The sequence below is a fragment of the Arthrobacter sp. MYb214 genome, assembly GCF_002979865.1.
Classification (GTDB): Bacteria; Actinomycetota; Actinomycetes; order Actinomycetales; family Micrococcaceae; genus Glutamicibacter.
In genome coordinates this window covers 115,852-136,209 of the sequence record NZ_PCPZ01000001.1, presented here as the reverse complement: position 1 = coordinate 136,209, position 20,358 = coordinate 115,852, and the positions used below count along the sequence as shown (strand labels likewise).

The following is a 20,358-nucleotide window of genomic DNA, read 5'->3' as shown; positions in this document are numbered from 1 at the left end:
CCTACTTATCGACGATATTCCGATTAGTTCAAACACTATTCCAACAGTAGTCAATGCTGCAGCTAACACTAAGAATAATTTGATTTTATTTGCAAAAACTTTTATCAATGTGATCCCTTATCTATGCCAAAGTCAAAAGGTTTCGGAAGTGTTCTTCTAAGACTTCGCCGTCTGCGAACATTCGAGTCAATGTGTCTCTAACGTTTCTGGCCTGCACTTGATATGATTCTTGACTTCGCCAGTAATATTCAAGCAGTTGGGCCACTCCTTCCGGAGTACTATAAAGTGCAGTATCACCATGCGCATCACGGAATTTTTCAGGGAGAATGACAATCTTCCCAGTAGCAGCGGCTTCAAATGCTTCTCTACAAAGATTTTCGTCCGAATCTTCGCTCGGGAAGTAAACGAAGAAGTCGATCGCCCTCATATAATCCACCGGACGAATCTCGCCTTCTCGGAATGAAACCCAGTTATCTGCATAATATTTGTCATTGAGGTTTCTGAGCGCTCCGCGAGCGTCACCTAAGATCCAGACTTCAGCAGAATCGTCTGTTGGCCACAATTGTTGAATTGTTTCTTTCATCGGCCAGCCCGAATAATTATTCTGGCAGCTACGTCCTAGAATCGGTATTTTTTGAGGACTGTTAATACCTAAGTTATTCTTTCCAGTCCAAGATTCCAGATGGAGGACCAATGGCCATGCTCCTGGCAGTACCGAAACTCCAGAGCCTTCAGCCTCACCTACAACCTGCGACATGCTATTTAGGAATGACCACTCTACATTAGCGGAAAAATAATTCTGCGTGTTTCGAGTGCAGTCATCATATAAATATCGAATGATTTCACCGTTGTTATCAGAGGGGAGATCAAACGGAGCCATTATTATCTTTCCAACCCGAAGATTGGATTCCTGCGAAGTCGGGAATTGCATGATGGACGGATCATGGAAGATCAGGTTCGCAATTTTTACTTCTTGGTCGGAAGTGACCTGCGTTATTGTCCCATTATTGATCAGTTGTTGTATCTGTAAGTTCGGCTTCGTAGAAGTACGGGCGTTTGAGTTTGGTGATTCCATCTGCATGATACCGATATGCAGACCTCTGGCAACAAGGAATTTCACTTCGTCGACAGCAGCTCGCTGCCATCCATGTGACACACGCCAGTCTGCAGCAAAGACGATATCCAGCTCGCTGGGTGCGGGCTTGGTGATTTGGAAACGATGTGGGATCGGTAGCGGAACCTTCGGTTCGTCTTTCACGGACAGACTTAGTGACGGAGTATTCGAATGCCAATACAGGGCTGCATTCCAGAAAGCACGACGTGATTGATGCGACCAACCTGAAGAGAAATCACCACGAGACAGCGAATTAGGCATTAGACGAATGATATAGAGCGCATCGTGGATTACTCCAACATTTCTTTGAGAATAAAATTCTACGCGTTGCCTAAATTCACTATCAGCTGCTTTACGTGCATCTAGGTAACCGCCAACCTCACGTGCTAGATGGAGTGGAGTCATAAAACTAACTTCGCATTTTCGTGTTGGACTAAGGCCTGGCATAATCCGACTTAGGTTTTCATCCGTGCGAACTGCCGAGGTCATCACACCAGCAGCTTTTGGGTCCTCGAGCATGTATTTAACTTGAGATTCTATTCGTTCAGGATGAGACCAATCGTCAGAATCTTGTCCCGTTACGAATTCTCCCGTGGCGACTTCCAAACCAACATTGCGCGCGCGGTACGTTCCTCCATTCTCCGTCAATAACACGAGTTTAACCCTGGCATCTTCTCCAGCTAGTTTTTCTAAGAGCTCACTTTCGCGGTTCGGGCTTGCATCGTCAATAATGATTAGCTCAAGATTTCTCCAGGTCTGATTCAAAATGGAACGTGCTGCCGCTATAAAAGCTTCCGGCTCGGGGTCGTAACTGGTCATGATGACTGAAACAAGCGGGCCGTCAGTTATTCGATTCAGATCATTGGCTGCCGTCAAACGGTCAAATGGTCTCTTAGCTTCCCCAGATAACGCGACTGGAATTCTGCCACAAGATTCGAATATCTTATTAAATCCTTGTTGCCAGTGCGTATACTCACTGTTTTCCAAACCTAAGAACGGGTTATACATATCCACTTCTAGATACCCGTCTTGAACCTCTTTCAGTTCCGGGTTTGCATTCAAATGTGCCACCGCTTCGGAATATGAAGCTGATTCGAAGATCAGTTCGAATTCGAGTTGCCTGTACTTCTGGAAAAGTTTCGTTCGAGGTAAATTTTCATTCGCCGCATGAATGATTTTTCGTCCGTTTGCCCGATCTTCGGTATTGATATTCTGCAGGGCCACGATCCTTCCCAAGGACGCAAGAACAGCAAAGTCGATCTCACCATTTGTGAAGTCATCAAGATTTTCAGAAAGTTCGTCGTAGGTAATTCCTTGTCCAACTACGATGGTGGCCAAAACATCGCGATACTTCATTGATTTGGTAAGAAGCGCGTGTTCTTCCGCTTGGGGCATGTTTCGACGGATACGACATGCGTATGATTCCAGCAGTTCATAGTAATTAGCGTTCAACTTCGGCACAACTTTCATCCATGCTTGATTCTCTCTAATCATAGTCTAGTAAAGGATGGTCCATACCGCTGTAGTCGCAACAGTGCCCAGCAACTAACTATCGGCTAGTTAGTATTCATGTGCGAAACTACACGGTCCGCGCTAACGACTTTTAGGAAGAGCAGGAATTATCGGTATGCATTGTTATTGTTCGTCAGGACCAATTCTGCCTGGAAACATCGACATAGCAGACGTAAAGTTGGAAACTTTGAAATCAAAGCATCGCCTGATGTAAGATCATCAGGTTTATAAGCGGAATAAACACCCAAGTTACGACGCGAAAAATCTTAGAACTTTCTACTACGTAAGGAAATTTTCGATACGTAGCACGGAAATTCAATTCCTCCGTTTTAATTGCTCGAAGGAACAATTTCCCGTTTGACAGTATTGATCGAGATGCTATTGCTCCCCGACCAGATCGAAGCGTGCCGGATTCTCAAAATGAATTTCGATTGTCCCCCCACTTGTATGTAGAGCGCAAGAAGGATATGGCACATCCAGCCTGTGCCATACCCTTCTTGGAACTTTCTACGAATTACGAGTTAATGGAACTCGTATTTAGTCGAGCTACGAATGTCTTACCCAGCTAGATTGATCTCTCGCGCCACGCTCGCACCAATCGCCGCACCCACAACATCCAGAACGCCCTGCGGCAGTGCGGAATCAATGTTGATGACAGCCAAGGCCTCCGCCTTCTTTTCATCGCGCGATACCTGCATACCGGCAATGTTGACGCCCTGCTCCCCCAGCACGTTGCCCAGCGAACCAACGACGCCTGGACGATCCGCGTAGCGAACGACAATCATGTGATCCGAAATAGGGATTTCGATTTCGTGGCCGTTGATGCCTACGAGCTTCTCGATCTGCTTAGGCCCGGTCAAGGTGCCCGCCACAGCAAGCTGGGTGCCCTCATTGGTGGACCCCTTGATGGTCAGCTGGTTGCGGTACTCAGGCGAATCGGGGGTGGTGATCAGACGGGTAGCAACACCACGCTGCTCAGCCAAGACCGGCGCGTTCACGTAGGAGACCTGATCCGAAACTACGTCCATGAAGACGCCCTTGAGTGCCGAGAGCTCCAGGGCCTTGACATCCAGTGAAGCGATCTCGCCGGCAACTTCAACGTCAATGCTGGTCAGCGAGCCGGAAGTCAATGCGTTGAAGATACGGCCCAGCTTCTCAATCAGCGGGATGCCAGGGCGCACGTTCTCATCGATGACGCCGCCGGCAACGTTCACAGCATCCGGGACCAATTCGCCGGCCAGTGCCAGGCGAACCGACTTGGCAACCGAGACGCCAGCCTTTTCCTGAGCTTCATCAGTTGAAGCGCCAAGGTGCGGGGTGACGGTGACGTTCTCGAATTCGAAGAATGGAAGATCGGTGCTTGGCTCCTTGACGAACACGTCAATGCCAGCGCCTGCGATCTCTTCATTCTTCAATGCTTCGTAAAGCGCGTCTTGATCCACCAGACCGCCACGGGCCACGTTGACCACGTATGCGGACTTCTTCATCTTGGTGAAGGCATCCTTGCCCAGCATGCCCAGGGTTTCCGGAGTCTTTGGCATGTGGATAGTGATGAAGTCGGCATCAGCCAACAGCTCGTCCAAGGTCAGCAGGGTGACACCCAGCTGTGCTGCACGGGCAGGAGTGACATATGGGTCGTAGGCAACGATCTCCATGCCGAAGCCCTGCAGGCGGGCAGCAACCAGTGCACCGATGCGGCCCAGTCCGATAATGCCGGCTTTCTTCTCGAAGAGTTCAACGCCGGTGTAGGCGCTGCGCTTCCATTCGCCGTTCTTCAGCGATGCGTTGGCAGCAGGAATGCGGCGTGCCAGGGACACGATGTGGCCCACGGTCAATTCAGCCGCGGAGATGATGTTGGAGGTTGGAGCGTTGACCACCATGACGCCAGCCTGGGTGGCGGCCTTGATGTCTACGTTATCCAGGCCCACGCCGGCACGGGCGATAACCTTCAGGTTCTTTGCTGCGGCGATAGCTTCGGCATCCACCTGGGTTGCGGAGCGAACGAGGATTGCATCTACCTCGGCAATGGCTTCGAGCAGCTGGGAGCGGTCAGCTCCGTCGGTCTGACGAATTTCAAAGTCGGGGCCGAGAGCAGCAACGGTTGCTGGGGAGAGTTGTTCGGCCAGAAGTACGATTGGCTTGTTGTCAGACACGGGTGTGGCACCTTTGCGATTTCTTGGGCTGATGCTTGCATGGAGGCAGCTGTTTTCCACTGCCTACATTTCCAGAGTAGCGCTATGCATCCCCCGTTTTCCCTCGAATTCATGCATGTTACGCAGGGAAGAACCGACTTTGTGAAAACTTTCACTTATTGGATAGGATGTATCGAATGCCGGTGCGAAACATTACGTTTCCACTCAGGATGCCATCTCTCTCATCCCTGTGTTTCCGGATCCACATCGACTTCGCCGCATCGCTGGCGGGTATTTTTTGCGGTCCCCCTACTTTTACTTGGATACAAGATCTGCGACTGACTGCTCCTATCGGATATCAGTTTCAAATGGGAAGATCATTTCATGGGGGCAAAGGCATCGAACCGAACGATCGTGGTAGCGCATCCAGGTTCCGAAATGTATGGATCCGACAGAATGCTGCTGGAGGACGTCAAAGGCTTGTTGCGGGGAAGTTGGAGGGTCACCGTCGGACTTCCTGCCGAGGGTCTGCTGGCGTCGGCCTTGCGTGAGCAGGGCGCCAAGGTAGTGGTCTGCAATACGCCGGTGCTGCGCAAGTCAATCTTCACCCCGCGCGGGGCCGTGGGGTTTGCCAAAGACACTTTCCAAGGCGTGCGCCAAATGCATGCATTGCTCAAGAGCACCAAGCCATCCGCTGTCCTGGTGAACACCACCATCATCCCCTTATGGGTCGCCTATGCCCGCCTGTCGGGGCACAAGGTTGCCCTGCACGTGCACGAGTCCGAATCCCATTCCCCCAAACCGATGCGCTTGGGCTTGTCCCTGCCCGGGACCTTCGCTCACAGGATCATCGCCAACAGCCGCTTCACCAATGCCGCGTACCTCCAGCACGTGCCTTGGGCGCAGAAGAACAGCCAAGTCATCTACAACGGCATCGCAGGACCCCCGCATCCAGCGCCGGCCCGGCAGAAACTTAACGGCCCCTTGCGATTGCTCTACGTTGGACGGCTCTCTGAGCGAAAAGGATTGCTGGTGCTGCTCGATGCCGTCACGATCCTGCAACAGCAAGGCGTGGACGTGTCGTTGAGCCTGGTCGGGGCCGTATTCGAAGGCTACGAATCCTTCGAACAGGCGCTCCAAGATCGCGTCAAGGCTCTGCCGCGACCCGAACTTGTAGAGTTCTTGGGATTCCAATCCGATGTTTGGCCCCATTATGAATCCGCGGACATCGCTGTGGTCCCCGCGCAGCTCGAAGAATCCTTCGGGAACACCGCGGTGGAAGCCATACTCGCCGAACGTCCGGTCATTGCCTCGCGCATCGGCGGCTTGCAGGAAGCCGTGGAACCGTATTCCAGCGCGGTACTCGTTGAACCAGGAAATCCCCAACAGCTGGCGGCGGCCATCGAGATGATCCGCAGCGGGTGGGAGCAGTTCAGAGTTTCGGCGCAGCAGTCGGCGGTGAAGGCGCGAGAATTCCACGACCCCGAGCTCTTCGGACAGCGCATGGATTCCGCCTTGAAATCGCTTCTTGCCTCCGGATAGTCTCCAGCTCCATGCTCTGGCCCGGTTACGCCGACGCTTCCAGCTCCAGCGACACCTTTCGGAAGTCCACCCCATACCCGGCCGGAATCAGGTTCAGCAGGTTCAGGTAGCCTGGCGCAACAGATTCGCCCAGTTCCGCTGCCAATGCCTCGCCACCGCATTCGGCCAGGATCCGTCCATCCGCCATCACCAGCTCGATCTGCGCCCATTCACCTCCAGAAGGCGCATTCCACATTGCCCTTCCCAGCTTGTGCGGAGTTTTCCCGCCTGCTCGCCAGAGCGATACTTCGCCGTGGCTTTCGAGCTGGAGGTGGAATCCGTCTGCCTGCGATTCCTCGAATGCCCGGTAGGGCTCATCCGTTGGCAGTCCGAAGGCCAGCCCGGCAATCTGGTTCCCGCTTCCCCGCTGCGGCCAGCGGATCTGGGCCTTCAAACGCCAATTGCCGGCCCCAGCCAAGGCCATAGATCCCAGGGCATAGGATGCCTTGCGGGAGTCGCCAAGCGTGAGAATGCCCTCTGCGGCAGAGATCTGTGGCTGCGCTTTCCAGGTGATCGCATCGGGCAGATCACCCGCGGCCCGCAGGCCGCTGGTAAAGCCGTCTGCAACCGTAGGCACGGCTTGCGGTGAAGAAGTTACGTAGGGCAAGTTCGAGCACATCATTCCCCGCACGCCCTGCCGTGCCAGCCAGTCCCTCTGGCTTCTGCGGTGCACTTCCCAGCAGATCACAGGAAGCCCCGTGGCCACTGCGCGTTCAATGGTGCCCAGATCAGCCGAATCGTGGATGCCTAGTGCATCGAAACCCCCAGCAAGCTGTTCAATGCCGCCAAAATTCTCCGGGGCGAAGTAGCCCCAGGTCTTCATCCCGGCGGCCGATGCCAATTCGGCTCCGGTGCCGGTTGCCGGCTGCTTCCACACCGTCGATTCGATAGGAACCGGGGAAGCAGCAATCATCTCGATCAGCTCGGCGGCATGCTGTCCGCTCTTGTCCTCGATAAAGAGGACGGCCTGGTCCGCCAGTGCTTCCAGAACGGTTTCCAGGCGTGCCAAGGGCTCCAACGCAGCATTCGGTCCAAGCCATTGGCGAGCATCGTTGCGCAGTGCTTGGAGCTCGTCCCACGCGGTTTCGCTGATCAGCCGCGGGACTCCGCACAGGCGCTCCAGGCTGGCGTCATGGTGGCAAATGAAATGGCCGTCCTTGCTCCGGTGGACCGAGATCTCGATGGCTTGGGCGCCATGGGCCAGGGCTTGCCGGTAGGCATGCAGCGTATGCTCGGTCCAGTTATCCCCCGACCCGCGGTGGGCAATGTAGAAAAGATCTTGCCCGAGCAGGTCTGCCGCGCTGACCGCCTTGGGCGAGGCGCGCTTTGCCACTAATTCCCCTGAGCACCCGGCCAGCAGCAATGCGCCGGCAGCCAAGCCCAGGAACGTGCGGCGGCTGACCGCGAGCGGCCCTGCAGTTCCGGTTTCCATGATGCCCCCTCGGCAGCCCAGGCCCGCCAAAGCCTGGGCTCTGGCGGGTCTGGCATTGTGCGGATCCTAGCTAACCGATCACGGACAGGTTGTCGAAGGACGCGGTCACCGGTGCATTGGATGTCGAGCCGGAGAGATACAGGCGCAGGCCTATGCCTCCTGGAACTTGCAGCTCGCTGGTCGAGTCGCTGGCGTTGAGCTGCCAGTCGGCTGGCTCGCTGTCTGCGGCAGCCCAGATCTTTGCCGCCAGCTGCGTCGGGTTGGTTCCTGTCACCGACAGCTTCAAGTGGACCGCCTCGCCAGCCTGGTAGCCGAAGGAGGACTGGTACTGCGTGGCCAGAACACTCTCCGCACCGCCCACGGCACGAATCAGCTGGATCTGGATGCCGCCCGAGGAAGTGAACTGGCTTTTGAGGTAATACTGGTTCGCATTGCCCAGATACCTCGACGAGAAGGACACATAGGTTCCATTGCCGGTCGGCTGCTTATCCAGCTGCACCTGGACAGCAGCTTCCGTGGTGGTGCTGTCGACCACCGGCAGGTAGATCGCCGGCCCTGAACCGGGATTCAGGCCCAGAAGCTGGCCGACTCCCCCAGCGACGTTGGCTGTCGCCGCGGATCCGGTCCGCGTCCACGTGCCACCGGTATCGGCAGCGCCCCAATTGCCGGTGACATTGCGGCTAAAGGCGTCAACTGCCACCGGCCTTGGCGGTAGCGAGACCTTCACCGTTTCGGTGTGGCTATCCACCAAGCCGTCCGGATCACTGGCTTCCAGGGTTATCGTGTACTCATCTGGTTCGCTGTAGCTGAACAATTCAATGGCTGCGCCCTCCACCCAGTCGCTGCCGTTGCCGAAGGACCAGCGGTAGCTGAGCTCATCATTATCGGGATCAGAACTCTGCGAGGCATCAACGGTAACCTTCAGCCCGTCCACTTCAGTAATTTCGAAGGCCGCTTCCGGAGGCTGGTTGGGTTCGGGCGGCGGCAGGATGGTGACCTGCTTCGTGGCCGTATCCGTCCCGTTGGCATCATCGGTGACCGTCAGCTTCACCTGATAGGTCCCGGGTTCTGCGTAGCTATGCCCGGCGGTGATGCCTTCGGCGCTGTTTCCATCTCCGAAATCCCATCCATAGCTGGCGATGGTGCCGTCGGGATCCGTGGACTCCGATGCATCCACGGTGAGCTGCTGGCCCTGGATCTCATGGGTGAATTCAGCCGTCGGACTGGCATTGGCAGGTCGTCCGATTCCAGCCTGGTAGTGGTTCGCCACCGCGGCCGGGCTCAGCTGCTTGCCGTAGACCGCGACTTCATCGACCCGTCCGGCGAAACCGCCAGTTGGCGCCGAGCTCCATCCGCTGACACGGTCATTGCCCACTCGCCAGAAGCCGTCGAGTTCCAATGCGGATTTGGTGCTTGCACGCGAGGCTACTTGCTGCCCGTCCACGTACAGGCGCATGCCATCTTCTCCCAGGCTTGAGACCACATGATGCCACCTGTTGTCGTTGTAGATCCCGGACGAGCTGATCACCCGGCGAGCGCCGCGTTCGGTCACGCCGAAGGACAACCGTCCCAGGGAATTCACATAGGTCAACCGGTCATGGTCGGTCGAGTCCGCATTCTGTCCATTGCCATAGCCGATGAGCCGGCCACGCTGCAGGGGCGAAGCTTTGAACCACAGTTCGGTCGTGAACTCCTGCGGACGCTGCCAGCGAACCATGTCCTGCGCCCCGCTGCCGCCCAGGGATAGGCTGCGGCCATTTCCCCCGGCAATAGCTGATGAGGAATCGACTCCTGCATTTCCTGCGAGCTGCAGGTCTTCGCTTCCGGTGGCGTCAAGGGCAGTGGAGTTGTCAGCTGCTCCGAATGGCCAGTAGGCCTTGGGCTTGTCAGCTTTGATGACCTTTTCGTATGCGGTGGAGGCAACGGTGTCCTGCGCCACCGTGATGCTTTCGGTGGTGCTGCGTGCCTCCCGCCCCGTCGGGTCCACGGCGAAGATCCGGTAGCTGTGCGTGCTTCCCGGCTCCACGTCCTTGTCCACGAAGGACATGCCTTGGCGCATCCAGAAGGTCGAGTCGGCTTGGACCGTGTGGATGGGCGCGTTATTCGCCCCGTCACGGATCACCTTGTAGGCCAGGGTCTCGTTGTCCATGTCCGAGGCTGCCTGCCAGCGGATGCGCACTTCGCCTGCAGTGGTGGAGCTCAGGGTCGGAACGAAGTCCTCGCCGCTTGGCAGCGGTCCCCTGTCATTGGGGGCCAGGCTGCGGATAGCGAAGCGGACCAGTCCCTGCTGGTTCTTGTAGTTCACCCGCTGGAATTCACCACCATAGACAATGTATTCGTCATTGCCTGTGACACTCCATGGTCCTTGGCTCTGCCCGGTATAGGTGCCGGTGCTCAACGCCGGGAACCAGGTCTGCAGCCGCGGATGCGGCAGTCCTTCGAAATTGGTATATCCGTGGATTTCACGGTCAATTGTCCCTGCTGTTTCCTTGCTGAAGGCCATGGCGCGGTTGTACTGCCAGTTGGGTTCCTGGGCGAATCCGCCGATGTTTCCGCAATAGTGCGGATGGCCGGCAAGGTAGAGCAGGTCTCCGGTGGCGTGCACGGAGTAGGTATCCCCGTGGCAGTCCTCCACCCAGCGTGTTTCGAGGTCTGCCCATTTGATGGCCACCACGCCTTCCAGGGTGGTCTCTCGCCCGAATGTGTAGCCGCTGGCGTAGAAAGTGTCCTGATCCGTGGCAATGGAAGTGATGGAACCAGTCTCCCCGCCGTTGCGGACATGCGAGGCTGCCGGATATGGGTACTTCCCGCTGGTCTCGGTGCTCACGACGGCCAGGCCGTTGGCGAAGTCGCTGGTCGAGTTCACCTGCGTGAATTTGCCGCCCAAGGCCAGCTTTGTCCCATCGGGCGACAGCGACATGGACTCGACGTGCCCTCCACCGACCACTGGCCTGAACGACAGGAGGGCCGCGTCGCTGGCACGCAACGCAGCCGCTTGCTCGCGCCAGGCTTCGCCAATGCGGAAGAACGAACCGCCCAGGTACACCGTGGTGTTCGTGGCGACAATGCTGCGCACGGAATTTGAAGGCTGCGGGTCGAATTCCTCGATGCGCTCTCCGGTCACCGGGTCCAGTGCCGCAATGCGCGAAGCGCTTTGCCCGTCCAAGGTGGTGAAGTCGCCGCCAGCGTAGAGCCGGCTGCCGTCCGGCGAGGCAGCAAGAGTGAGTACCTGGGCATTGAATTCCGGAGTGAAGCTGTTGAGCAGTTCTCCGGTTCGAATGTCGTAGGCGAGGATGTTCTTGCGTGTTGCGGTTTGCGTCCCGGCCGCCGCACCTGCAGGACGCGCGGTAGCGAAGCTTCCTCCTGCATATACCGTGTTGCCAATGACCACTTGGCTCCAGACCACGCCATCGATCTGGACGGTCGGGAGGGCATCGGCGGTGACGGTCGCAGGGGTGAGCGGGTCTGACGGATCCGCGGGCACACTATCTGCAAGTGCCTGCGGCGGCGTGGCTAATGCGGCGGCCGCGATCAGCGCGGTTGCAGCAATCATGGTCATGGCCCATCGGGCGATGGCCGGGGCGGATCTGCGGATCATGGCGATACCTCACCTGCGAGCTGTTGGATTTTCTTGGTTGCGCCGGTTTCGAATTCTAGGGTCACGTCAGACGCTGATTCTGTTTGGGCGCTGAAGAGATAGGTGGCAGTAGCCTGCTTGCCTGCCGCCAGTTGTGGAGGAAGTACGGTGCTGCGTGTGTCGGTGAGCACGGCCGCCGGTTCCCTGCCGTCGCCGTAGAACAAGCGCACTTGGGTCTTGCCCAAGTCCAGCGTGGTGACTCCGTCGTTGGATAACTCGATTTCAACCAGTGTCGCGGCCCCTGCGATTTGCCCGATGCCTTCTGCTTCGGACTGGGTTTGCTCGATGCGCTTGATCCGCATCTGCGCATGCGGGCCCGCCTGGACTTCTTCAGCAAGGTCCACTGCCTTGGCTGTGGCAGGCGGCTTGCCAGCCGCTTGGGCATCCGGCGCCACTTTCTGCGCATCCTTGTCCTTTTTCCATGTGGACTTCTCTGCTTTCTCGGCAGGAGAAGCTGAATCCTCGGATTTTTCAGCGGCCTTGCCCGCCTTGGTGGAGGGCGCCGCCAAGGCTGATTCGTGCAGCTGCTGATCGATAGTCGCCAATGTAGTTTCGGCTGGTTCCCCAGGCATGGCCGCTTGCGGCGAAGTCTGGGGTTCTACCGTGCAGGAAACCAGGGCGATTCCCAGCAAGAGCAGCATCGGAACGATGCGCATCTTGGCTGGGACATGGCCGCAGGCCGGAGGTTCTGCTGCTTGTGCGCGTTGCATGATCTGTCTGGTTCTGCGCTCAGGCCCGCTGGACCTGGATAGATGGCGAACTTAGTTGCCCTAAGGCCACTCTGAGCTTGGTGCTGGAAGTATGCACGGTGTAGGGGAAGTACTCGACTCTCACCCCGACGGTTGCAAAGAGCTCTTCTAGTCCTTTTCCTTCGCGGGTGCCCTTCCAGTCATCTCCCTTGAAGAACACATCGAATCTGACATCCTCCCACGTCAGTAATCGGTTCGGATGAAAATCGAGAACCGCCTCATCCACGAAGCCTATCGAGGAGACGATATCCAGTCGTTCGCTTTCGGGTATCACCGGCCGTTTCCCCTTGGTTTGGAGCAGCCTTTCATCACTGACCACACCGGCAATCAGGTAGTCGCATCTGGACTTGGCTTGCCTGAGAATATTCAGGTGCCCGACGTGGAACAGGTCGAAAGCACCTGCGGCGTACCCAGTGATCATTATTTTCCCCAATTTCTCATGAACCAGTTGCTGATTCGATTCCCCATAGCATCCGGGCCATCCCCATGGCCTGGACGCTTTACTGTTTCCCAGAATTCTCGTGCCAGCCTCAGGCGCGGCGGCGGCCAATTTCCGCAGACGGTTCTGCGTCGAATTCCACCGAAGGCTCTCCGGCACCGGCCAAATCCAAGCACAGCTTTTCGTAGGCCCGGGCAACATCGTCCCAGTCATAGTCGCTAGCGCGCTTTCGTGCGAGCTGGGCGCGTTGGCGAACGGCATCGTCCTTTGATTCGGTGCGGTCGAAGAGCCTGGACGCGGATTGCGGGTCATTGAAGTATTCGCCGGCTGCCTGGGCCACTTCGCGGTTGAAGTTCACGTCATAGGCGTTGATCGCCGTACCGGCACCCAACGCCCTGAGCAATGATGGGTTGGTACCGCCGACCGAATGGCCATGCCAGTAGGCAAGTGCATGGGCATAGAGCTCATCTAGCAGCTGCTGGTCCCATACCCCGCCTAGGAAGCGGACTTGTTCCGTGGCCGCGGCATGAACCTGCTGAGTGTATTGCTCGGCATAGGGCGCCGAACCGACGACCACCAGCGGGAGCCTGGCCTGCGACTGGCTGTAGCCACGGACAATCATCTCCACGTGGTTCTCCGGCTCGAAGCGGGCCACTACCAGATGGAACTTTCCGGATTCCAAGCCGAGCTCAGCCAATTTCACTGCAGCAGCCTCGGGAATTTGCGGTGCCCCATAGGTGATGAGCCTCGTTGCCCGCGAGAATTTCGCCGCGTAGTAGTTGGCGATACCCAGGGCATCGGCAATCAATTCCCTGCTCCACCAGACGCAGAGGCGCTCGCATAGCCGGTAGTACTTCTGGCCAATAGGTCCCCACTTGGCCCGTTTCCATTCCAGCCCATCCACGTGCGTGGCGACGGGAATCCTTCCCAAACGCAGCAGCGGGAGCAGCGGGGCATTGGCCGCGTTGAAGACAATCGCCGCATCGGGCCGGTTGAAGAGGGCATGGATCACCGACAGTGCAGTATGGCTCAGCGTCTCGAGGCTCCTTCGCCTCATGGCAGGCAAATGCACCAGCTTCATGCCCTGGTATTCGCTCATGCGCTCGTCTTTGGCAGTGCCACGGCAATATACGGTCACCTCGTGCCCTTGATCGGCCAGGCGGCGCCCTACCTCTTCAATAGCGGTCTCGAAACCGCCATAGCGTGCAGGTACTCCCCTGGTGCCGATCAAGGCGATGCGCAGCTTGGCGCGCGAGTCATGGTGCTCGGTGCGTTGCATTCTGTTCCCCCAAATTTAAACAGCAGAATCAACGTTCGCTTGCTTGCCGCACCAGCGTCGATCCCCAAAATCACCGGCGAGTTCCGGAACATGCCGCAAGCATGCGTTTCTCATCTACCGAGCATATGTGTCGTGCCGTTGCGGCACACGAGTGCACCCGTACTTGCGTTACCCGCGAATTACTTGCTCGGGGGTACTTGGAATACTCACTGGCCACTGGGGAAGTTTCCTCGTCAACCTCGAAGTCCAGGGATCGAGAGAGAAACATCACGATTGAATAACGGTTCATTCCATGCCACCATTTACAGCAGGGCCCGCGTGACCCTTAAACCATCGTCTATATTGAATGAGCAGGGCCTGTTTTGCTGGGGAGCACGGGTTAAGCTCCGAGGATCCTTTGCAGAACGTTTCCCCCAAGAACCTCTTGCCCCTCGGTCCGGATACATCCGGCCAATCTTCCCAGCGGCCGCGCCTGATCGCGGCATTGGCCTTAGCCGCCGCGTGCGGCATCGTCGCCACCTCCTTGAACCCGGTGCCCGTGGCCGCTTCGACCACATTGGTCGCCGATGCCATGAACCGCACAGTTGGCTCCGGCTGGGGCTCTGCTTCAAGTGGAATCCCCTACCTAGCCAACAGTCCAAGCCGTTTCGCCGTAGATGGTTCCCAGGGTGAAATTACCTTGGTCCCCGGCAAGCTCAGCCATGCCACCGCCGCCATCAACGCTGCCGACATGCAGGCCGGCGTCGATATTTCCTTCGACTCGCTGCCCAGCACGGGTTCGTCCTATGCGCACCTAGGTGCCCGAAGTACCGCAGATGGCCAATACACCGCTTCGCTTCGGCTGCAAAGCACTGGCAATCTGTCCCTGGAAATTTCACGGACCGTCAGCGGTAAAAAGATCGTGCTCGATTCTCGGCAGATCAGCGCAGCGGCTCGCCCGGGGACTGCGTACCATGTTGACTTCGCCGTCACCGGAAGCGGCACCGCGTCGCTCAAGGCCCGAGCCTTCGCAGCTGGCAGCGGAACCCCCGAATGGCAGCTGGAATCGGAAGATGCATCCACAGCGCTGGCCTCGGCCAAAGGCAGCTTGCGCATAGGCGGTTACCTTTCGGCCAGCGCCACCGGCAACTCCGGTCTGCACGTTGATAATCTGGTGGCGCGTTCAGCTACCGAACCGGCGATGCAGGCCCCGGAACCGGCACCTGCCCCATCGCCTTCCCCAATTCCCGAACCTGCACCTGATGCCGAAGGAACCGTTCCCCACTCCGAAGAGGTCAGCGTTGGCGAGCAGGCACCGCAGGCGGGAACCCTGGGCGCCATCCCTTCAACAGCACTTTATGTTTCGGCATCCGGAAATGATGCCTCCGGCGGTACCGCCTCAGCGCCACTGCGCACCCTGTCCAAGGCCATTTCCAAAGCCTCCAGCGGACAGACCATCGTGGTGCGTGGTGGCAGCTACCATGAGTCGGTAGTGATCCCCGCAGGCAAGAGCCTCAAGCTGCGCGAATACCCGGGAGAGACCGTCTGGCTCGATGGTTCCAAGGCAATCACGGGCTTCTCCGCCGCGAGCAATGGATGGGTGAAATCCGGCTGGGACTACGATTTCGATACCAGCCCGACCTACACCCGGGGAGCCACAGACAATACGGCTGAAGCATGGGGCTTCATCAATTCCAGCTATCCCATGGCAGCCCACCCCGACCAGGTATGGATCAACGGGACCAAGCAGACCCAGGTATCCTCGGTTGCCAAGCTCAAACCGGGTGCCTTCCATGTGGACCGCGCCAATAACAAGCTGCACCTCGGTACCGACCCAACCGGAAAGTCCGTGCGCGCTTCTACGCTGGTCAAGGCCCTGAGCATCCGCAGCGGCAATTCCAGCGTTTCGGGTATCAATGTGCGCAAGTTCGCTCCTTCGGTGCCCGACATGGGTGCGGTCACCGCGGAGAAGCCGGGCATCACTGTGCAGAACCTGACCATCGAGGATACGGCAACCACGGGTTTGAACGTCAGCGCTGTGAAGAACACCGTGAGCAACGTGAAGATCCAGCGCAGCGGCATGCTGGGCATGAACGCCGTGTACGCTGACGGACTGGTCGTCAACAAACTGGCCTCCACAGGCAATAACCACGAGCGGTTCAACACTTCGCCTGTCTCCGGCGGGCTGAAGATCGGACGCACCCGGGGCGTGACGGTGAAGGATTCCAAGCTCAACAGCAACTACGGTCCGGGACTATGGCTGGATGAATCCGTCTACGATTCCAAGATCCTGAATAATGACCTGATCTCCAATACCGGGCACGGACTGTCGCTGGAGATCTCCGCAAAAGCAGTGGTGGCCAACAACCGCATCACCAAGAATTCCGGATTCGCCTTCAAACTGAACAACACCAGCGATGTGAAGATCTGGAACAACACCATCAGCGGCAAGAGCCGGGTGCTGAACATCGTGCAGGATGCGCGCCGCGCAGCGAACAAGTCCGACCCCGGGCACGATCCGCGCCAGCCATTCCCTGACACCACCATGACCTGGATCAATAAGAACATTGTCGCGAAGAACAACGTGTTCTCCAATACCGGCGGTGGCAACGCAATTCTTGCCGTCGAGGACTACTCGGGCAGCTACACGGCAGAACAGATGAAGATCTCCCTGGCGTCCAATGCCTATCACCGCGTCAACTCCACGAATCCGAAGTGGTCCTCCGTCTGGTCCAAAGGCGCTGGAAACCCCGCGGTGTTCACCACCTTGCCGGCCTTCGCCAAGTCCACCGGACAAGAGCTGAATTCCTTTGAACTCACCTCCAGCACGGTGCTGAGCAGTACCAATAATCCGACTACCAGCGTTACGGGCAAGAACAGCCAGGCTACCGCATTGCCTAGCGATATTGCCTCCCTGATAGGACAGGCCCCCGCTTCCAAGCTCATCGGCAGCTACCCGCGCTAGGCTCCGGGCCACCCTGTCAGTACAAGCAACGGATCCCGGATCGGCATTGTGCCCAGCCGGGATCCGGTGCATTCGGGTTCAGTTGCCCATCGCCACCGGCGGATCCGGCGGCTCCGGCGGCTGCTTGCGCTGCAGGGGTGCAGCGTGTTCCCAGTCCAAGGCCGCACGGCTGCTGGCGGGCTCCAGCATCAGGGCGAACACCAGGAAAATCAGGAATAGCGCACCGGCATCTACCAGCCCGTTTTCCATCACGCTGCGGATGATCACGAATGCCAGCAGCGGGAACAGCAAGCTGCGCAGCCTGCTTGAACGCAATGCGGCGAAAACCGTCAGCAGAACCCAGAAAGCCACAAGCAGCGTTCCGATGATTCCAGTTTGCGCCAGCAAGGAAATCCACGAAGAATCGAAAACCTGCTCGTCCCAGTACTGCCCTTCGACAGCAATGGTCTTCTGGCTCAATCCCGCACCGATCCATCTCTGCCATGAATCATTGGGCAGGTTCAGCACTACCGACCAGCTGATAGTCCGGGAGTTCAACGTCATCACCGAGGCACTGTCCTCGCGAGCCATCAGATTCTGCAAAACCGGAGTCAGGAACGCAAGGTAGAACACCAGCGGAAGGGCCGCCAGCGCCGCCACGATGGTCTGCAACGGGATTCGGCGGAGCATCAGCAGCATGCCAGCTGCCGTGCAAGCAGCCGCGATGAGAGCGGTGCGCGACTCGGAGAGCAGAAGGATGGCGCTAAGCAACACCAGCATCCCCACGTGCCACCACCGCACATGCGCGCGCAGCGATTGGTGGAAAAGAACCAGTGCCGGGATGCCGGAAAGCAAGGCAATCTCATTGGGGCTCAGCGGAGGGATGCCGCCTGTTAGGCGCCCGCCTCCGCCCAGCGCCAGCCCGGTCCCCGCGCTGATGATGCCCACCGCGGCCAAACCGACGCACATGGCCAGCAGCACCTGGTGGGCCGGGAAAACCCGCATGACGAACAGCACCGTCGCTGCCAGCATCGCCACGCGGATCGCGATGATGGCCGAGGCCATGACATTGCCTTCTGCCATCGCCCCGATCACGCTCAGGGCCAGAACCGGAGCGAGCAGCGCGATACTGCGCACGCCTACCGGCTGACGGGCACCACTCCACATCCACAGCAGGATCGCCCAGCACAGCACGGCGCCTTGCAACAGCGCCTTGAGCACGACCACGAGGTCCAATCCGCCGGTGAACAGCGTTCCCTGGCGCCAGGCAACCACGCTGAAGACCATGAGGATCCACAGCAGGTTCAGCTGCCACAGACGCGGAACCCGGTAGCGCCGTGGCACCGGAATCTGCTCCGCCGGCGTCCAGGACGCGCTGACGGCCGGAGGCATGATCAGGTACCCCGCCGGTGCCGGAAGCGCGAAGGCTTGCGCACCAGCACCAGCCCGGTCGCTCCGACTCGCACAGCGTTCAGCTCCTGCAGGGCATCGGCAACCTGTCGGTAGGTGGTTCGCCGTTCACGTCCGGTGAGGATCACGCAATCGCTGTGCAGGGCCACTGCGGTGGCGTCCACCGGCTGGCCCTCCATGCTGGCTACGAAGATCACTACATCGAAATCCTCTTCGAGGGAAGCGATCAAGCTGTCCAATCCGGCGAACACATCGAAACGGCGCAGCGTTTCAGGTTGCGGTCCGGCAGGGAGGTAGCCCATCGGCACCGATTCGATATGAGTGAGCGCATCATGCAGCTCGCTGGTGCCAGCGAGCACTTGGGCCAGGCCCGTTCCACTTGCCTCGTCGCGGCGCAGCGGCTCCAGTTGACGGTCGGCCTGCACGATCACCGAGCGCTTGCCCATGGCCGCCAGGGTCTGGGCGAGCTGCTGCCCATCGAGAACCGCATCGGCACGGGTACTGAGCACCAGGATGCGTTGCGGCAGGCGCCCGTCATTGGCCATCAGCAGGTTCGATACCAGCTGGCGGTAACCGACCTGGATGCCAGTCGGGTTGGCACGGGCTCCGTCCTTGGACCAGGCTGCCACGGTGCCCAGCACGCGCATGCGCAATTGCCGTTCGGCGTCGCGGCCGCGCAGGATCCTCGGATCCAACTTGTGCAGCGCCAGGGCCAGCAGCAATCCCAAGCTGGCTCCCGAAACCAGGCCCAGGGCCAGATTCACGGATTTGCGAGGCGCGGTGGCGTACTGCGGTGCCGCGGCCGGCACGGACAGCTCCGCTTTGACTTCGAGCTTCTTGGGATCGGTGTTCTCCAGTTTCTGGATGGACTCCGCCAGCAACCCGGCAGCCGTATTGGCGATGTCCGCGGCCTGCTGGGCCTCCGGGGCCTTCGCCGTCACGGCCAGCAGCACGGTATCGACCGGATTGGTGGCGCTCACATTGGATTTGACGTCCTGGAAACTGCGATCCAGATCAAGCTCGCGGATCACCTGGTTGATCAGCTGCGGATCATTGACCAGCTGCGGGTAGGACCCCACTCGCTGCAGCGCGAACTGGCCACGGGCATAGGCCGTGTCCTGGCTGGAATTGACGCTGACGAACAAGGTCGACTTCGCGGTGTAGACCGGGGTCATCCCCAGGGTGATGGCGATGGAGGCGAGTATCCCGGCAAGGGTGCTGGCCGCGATCCACCACATGCGGGTTCGCAGCACGAAGAGGAAATCACTCAGATCCATGCCTGCCGCCTCCCGATGCGCATGCTGTCCCCAGCCCAATTCCGGTGCAGCTGGCCAGGTGCGATGTTCTTGGTAATCAAGCGCTTTGGCCAAGGCCCTTCACCTCCCGGTACCACTTGCCCAGGGCCAGCGCCAGGAAGCCTGCGTTGGCCAGCAGCAGCAGGACATACACCGGAATGAACACCGATGGCAGCCACAGCGTCAGGAAGGCCAGGCAGATCAGGCCGAAGTCGGTAGGCACGACGGCCAATGAATACAGGGCCGAGCTCTTGCCCTGGCCCTGCAGGTAGTGCCCCGTTCTCCCGGAGTTCAGCCGGCGCAGCTGATCGGTAAGGATCATGGAGAAGAACAGGCTGCAGGCCACGACCTGGTAGGCAATGGGCACCAGGTACCATGCGCCTTCTACCGGGTAGAACCGGTACCACGAGATCAGCACCATCGCGTGCAGGGCGGCGGTCTTGATCGCGTCGACAATATGGTCCAGCCATTCGCCGGCAGCGGATCCGGAGCCTTGGAGACGGGCTAGCTGCCCATCAGCAGAATCCAGCGCGTAGCCGAGCACCAGCAAAGCCGTGATCAGCAGCGAAGAGCCGAAGGACGGTTCCAGCAGCGCGATCACCGCCAGTCCGCCAGCCGTGCATATAGCGCTGATGCCGGTGACGCCATTGGGCGTTAGCCGAAGCAGATAGGCCAGTGCCGCCAGCCGGCGGCCCAGTGGCCTGTTGACGAAGCGCGAGTAGGCTGGCGCTCCCTTATTGGTTTTCTGCCGCTGGCGCAGTTCCGCGACTGCCCAACGGTATCCTTGTTGTTCTTGCAGCATGTGAGTCCTCCCCAGTGAACTCTTATGTGCTTGCGGCCGCGATCGGCCGCAAG

General features: G+C 58.6%; 12 protein-coding genes. 2 read left to right on the top strand and 10 right to left on the bottom strand.

All coding sequences use genetic code 11. From position 1 onward, the window contains the following. Positions 1-121: 121 nt before the first annotated feature. A complete protein-coding gene (locus tag CQ012_RS00545; RefSeq protein ID WP_105661133.1) occupies positions 122-2,608 on the bottom strand; it encodes a glycosyltransferase family 2 protein in 2,487 nt (828 codons plus the stop codon). Between the two features lie 575 nt (positions 2,609-3,183). Further along, positions 3,184-4,779: a phosphoglycerate dehydrogenase gene (gene serA, locus CQ012_RS00540; RefSeq protein ID WP_105661132.1), complete on the bottom strand. Its 1,596-nt coding sequence runs from the start codon at positions 4,777-4,779 to the stop codon at positions 3,184-3,186. A gap of 435 nt (positions 4,780-5,214) precedes the next feature. Here serA and CQ012_RS00535 point away from each other — a divergent pair, with 435 nt between their 5' ends. Further along, positions 5,215-6,300 carry a glycosyltransferase gene (locus tag CQ012_RS00535; RefSeq protein ID WP_181148981.1) on the top strand — a complete coding sequence of 362 codons (1,086 nt, stop codon included), beginning with the start codon at positions 5,215-5,217 and terminating at the stop codon, positions 6,298-6,300. A 25-nt stretch (positions 6,301-6,325) separates the two neighbouring features. On the opposite strand, the gene CQ012_RS00530 is transcribed toward CQ012_RS00535, so the two are convergent. From CQ012_RS00530 to CQ012_RS00510, 5 genes are all read right to left on the bottom strand, one after another. Beyond that, positions 6,326-7,771, bottom strand: a complete 1,446-nt coding sequence (locus CQ012_RS00530) for a glycerophosphodiester phosphodiesterase (protein WP_146112868.1) — start codon at positions 7,769-7,771, stop codon at positions 6,326-6,328. Positions 7,772-7,841: 70 nt separating this feature from the next. Continuing rightward, complete coding sequence (locus tag CQ012_RS00525; RefSeq protein WP_105661129.1) at positions 7,842-11,369, bottom strand: PKD domain-containing protein; 3,528 nt, start codon at positions 11,367-11,369, stop codon at positions 7,842-7,844. Further along, positions 11,366-12,118, bottom strand: coding sequence for a hypothetical protein (locus CQ012_RS00520; protein ID WP_105661128.1), 753 nt, complete (start codon positions 12,116-12,118; stop codon positions 11,366-11,368). The genes CQ012_RS00525 and CQ012_RS00520 overlap by 4 nt, the downstream gene beginning before the upstream one ends. A 19-nt stretch (positions 12,119-12,137) precedes the next feature. Continuing rightward, the gene (locus CQ012_RS00515) at positions 12,138-12,578 is read right to left on the bottom strand and encodes an FAD synthase family protein (protein WP_105658121.1); all 441 of its coding nucleotides are present in this window, start codon (positions 12,576-12,578) and stop codon (positions 12,138-12,140) included. A gap of 109 nt (positions 12,579-12,687) precedes the next feature. Then, a complete protein-coding gene (locus CQ012_RS00510) occupies positions 12,688-13,875 on the bottom strand; it encodes a DUF1972 domain-containing protein (protein ID WP_105658099.1) in 1,188 nt (395 codons plus the stop codon). Positions 13,876-14,272: 397 nt separating this feature from the next. Between CQ012_RS00510 and CQ012_RS00505 the strand changes: the two genes are divergently transcribed. Next, on the top strand, positions 14,273-16,819 hold the full coding sequence (locus tag CQ012_RS00505; protein ID WP_181148980.1) for a right-handed parallel beta-helix repeat-containing protein: 2,547 nt from the start codon (positions 14,273-14,275) through the stop codon (positions 16,817-16,819). 78 nt (positions 16,820-16,897) lie between these two features. Here CQ012_RS00505 and CQ012_RS00500 read toward each other — a convergent pair whose 3' ends face one another. The 3 genes from CQ012_RS00500 to CQ012_RS00490 all read right to left on the bottom strand — a co-directional run bounded on the left by CQ012_RS00500 (position 16,898) and on the right by CQ012_RS00490 (position 20,305). Then, positions 16,898-18,190 (bottom strand): O-antigen ligase family protein, encoded by a 1,293-nt coding sequence (locus CQ012_RS00500; RefSeq protein WP_105661126.1) that lies wholly within the window; start codon positions 18,188-18,190, stop codon positions 16,898-16,900. 2 nt (positions 18,191-18,192) lie between these two features. Further along, positions 18,193-19,485 (bottom strand): Wzz/FepE/Etk N-terminal domain-containing protein, encoded by a 1,293-nt coding sequence (locus CQ012_RS00495; RefSeq protein ID WP_146112867.1) that lies wholly within the window; start codon positions 19,483-19,485, stop codon positions 18,193-18,195. A gap of 76 nt (positions 19,486-19,561) precedes the next feature. Then, positions 19,562-20,305 carry a CDP-alcohol phosphatidyltransferase family protein gene (locus tag CQ012_RS00490; RefSeq protein WP_105661124.1) on the bottom strand — a complete coding sequence of 248 codons (744 nt, stop codon included), beginning with the start codon at positions 20,303-20,305 and terminating at the stop codon, positions 19,562-19,564. Positions 20,306-20,358: the final 53 nt, after the last annotated feature.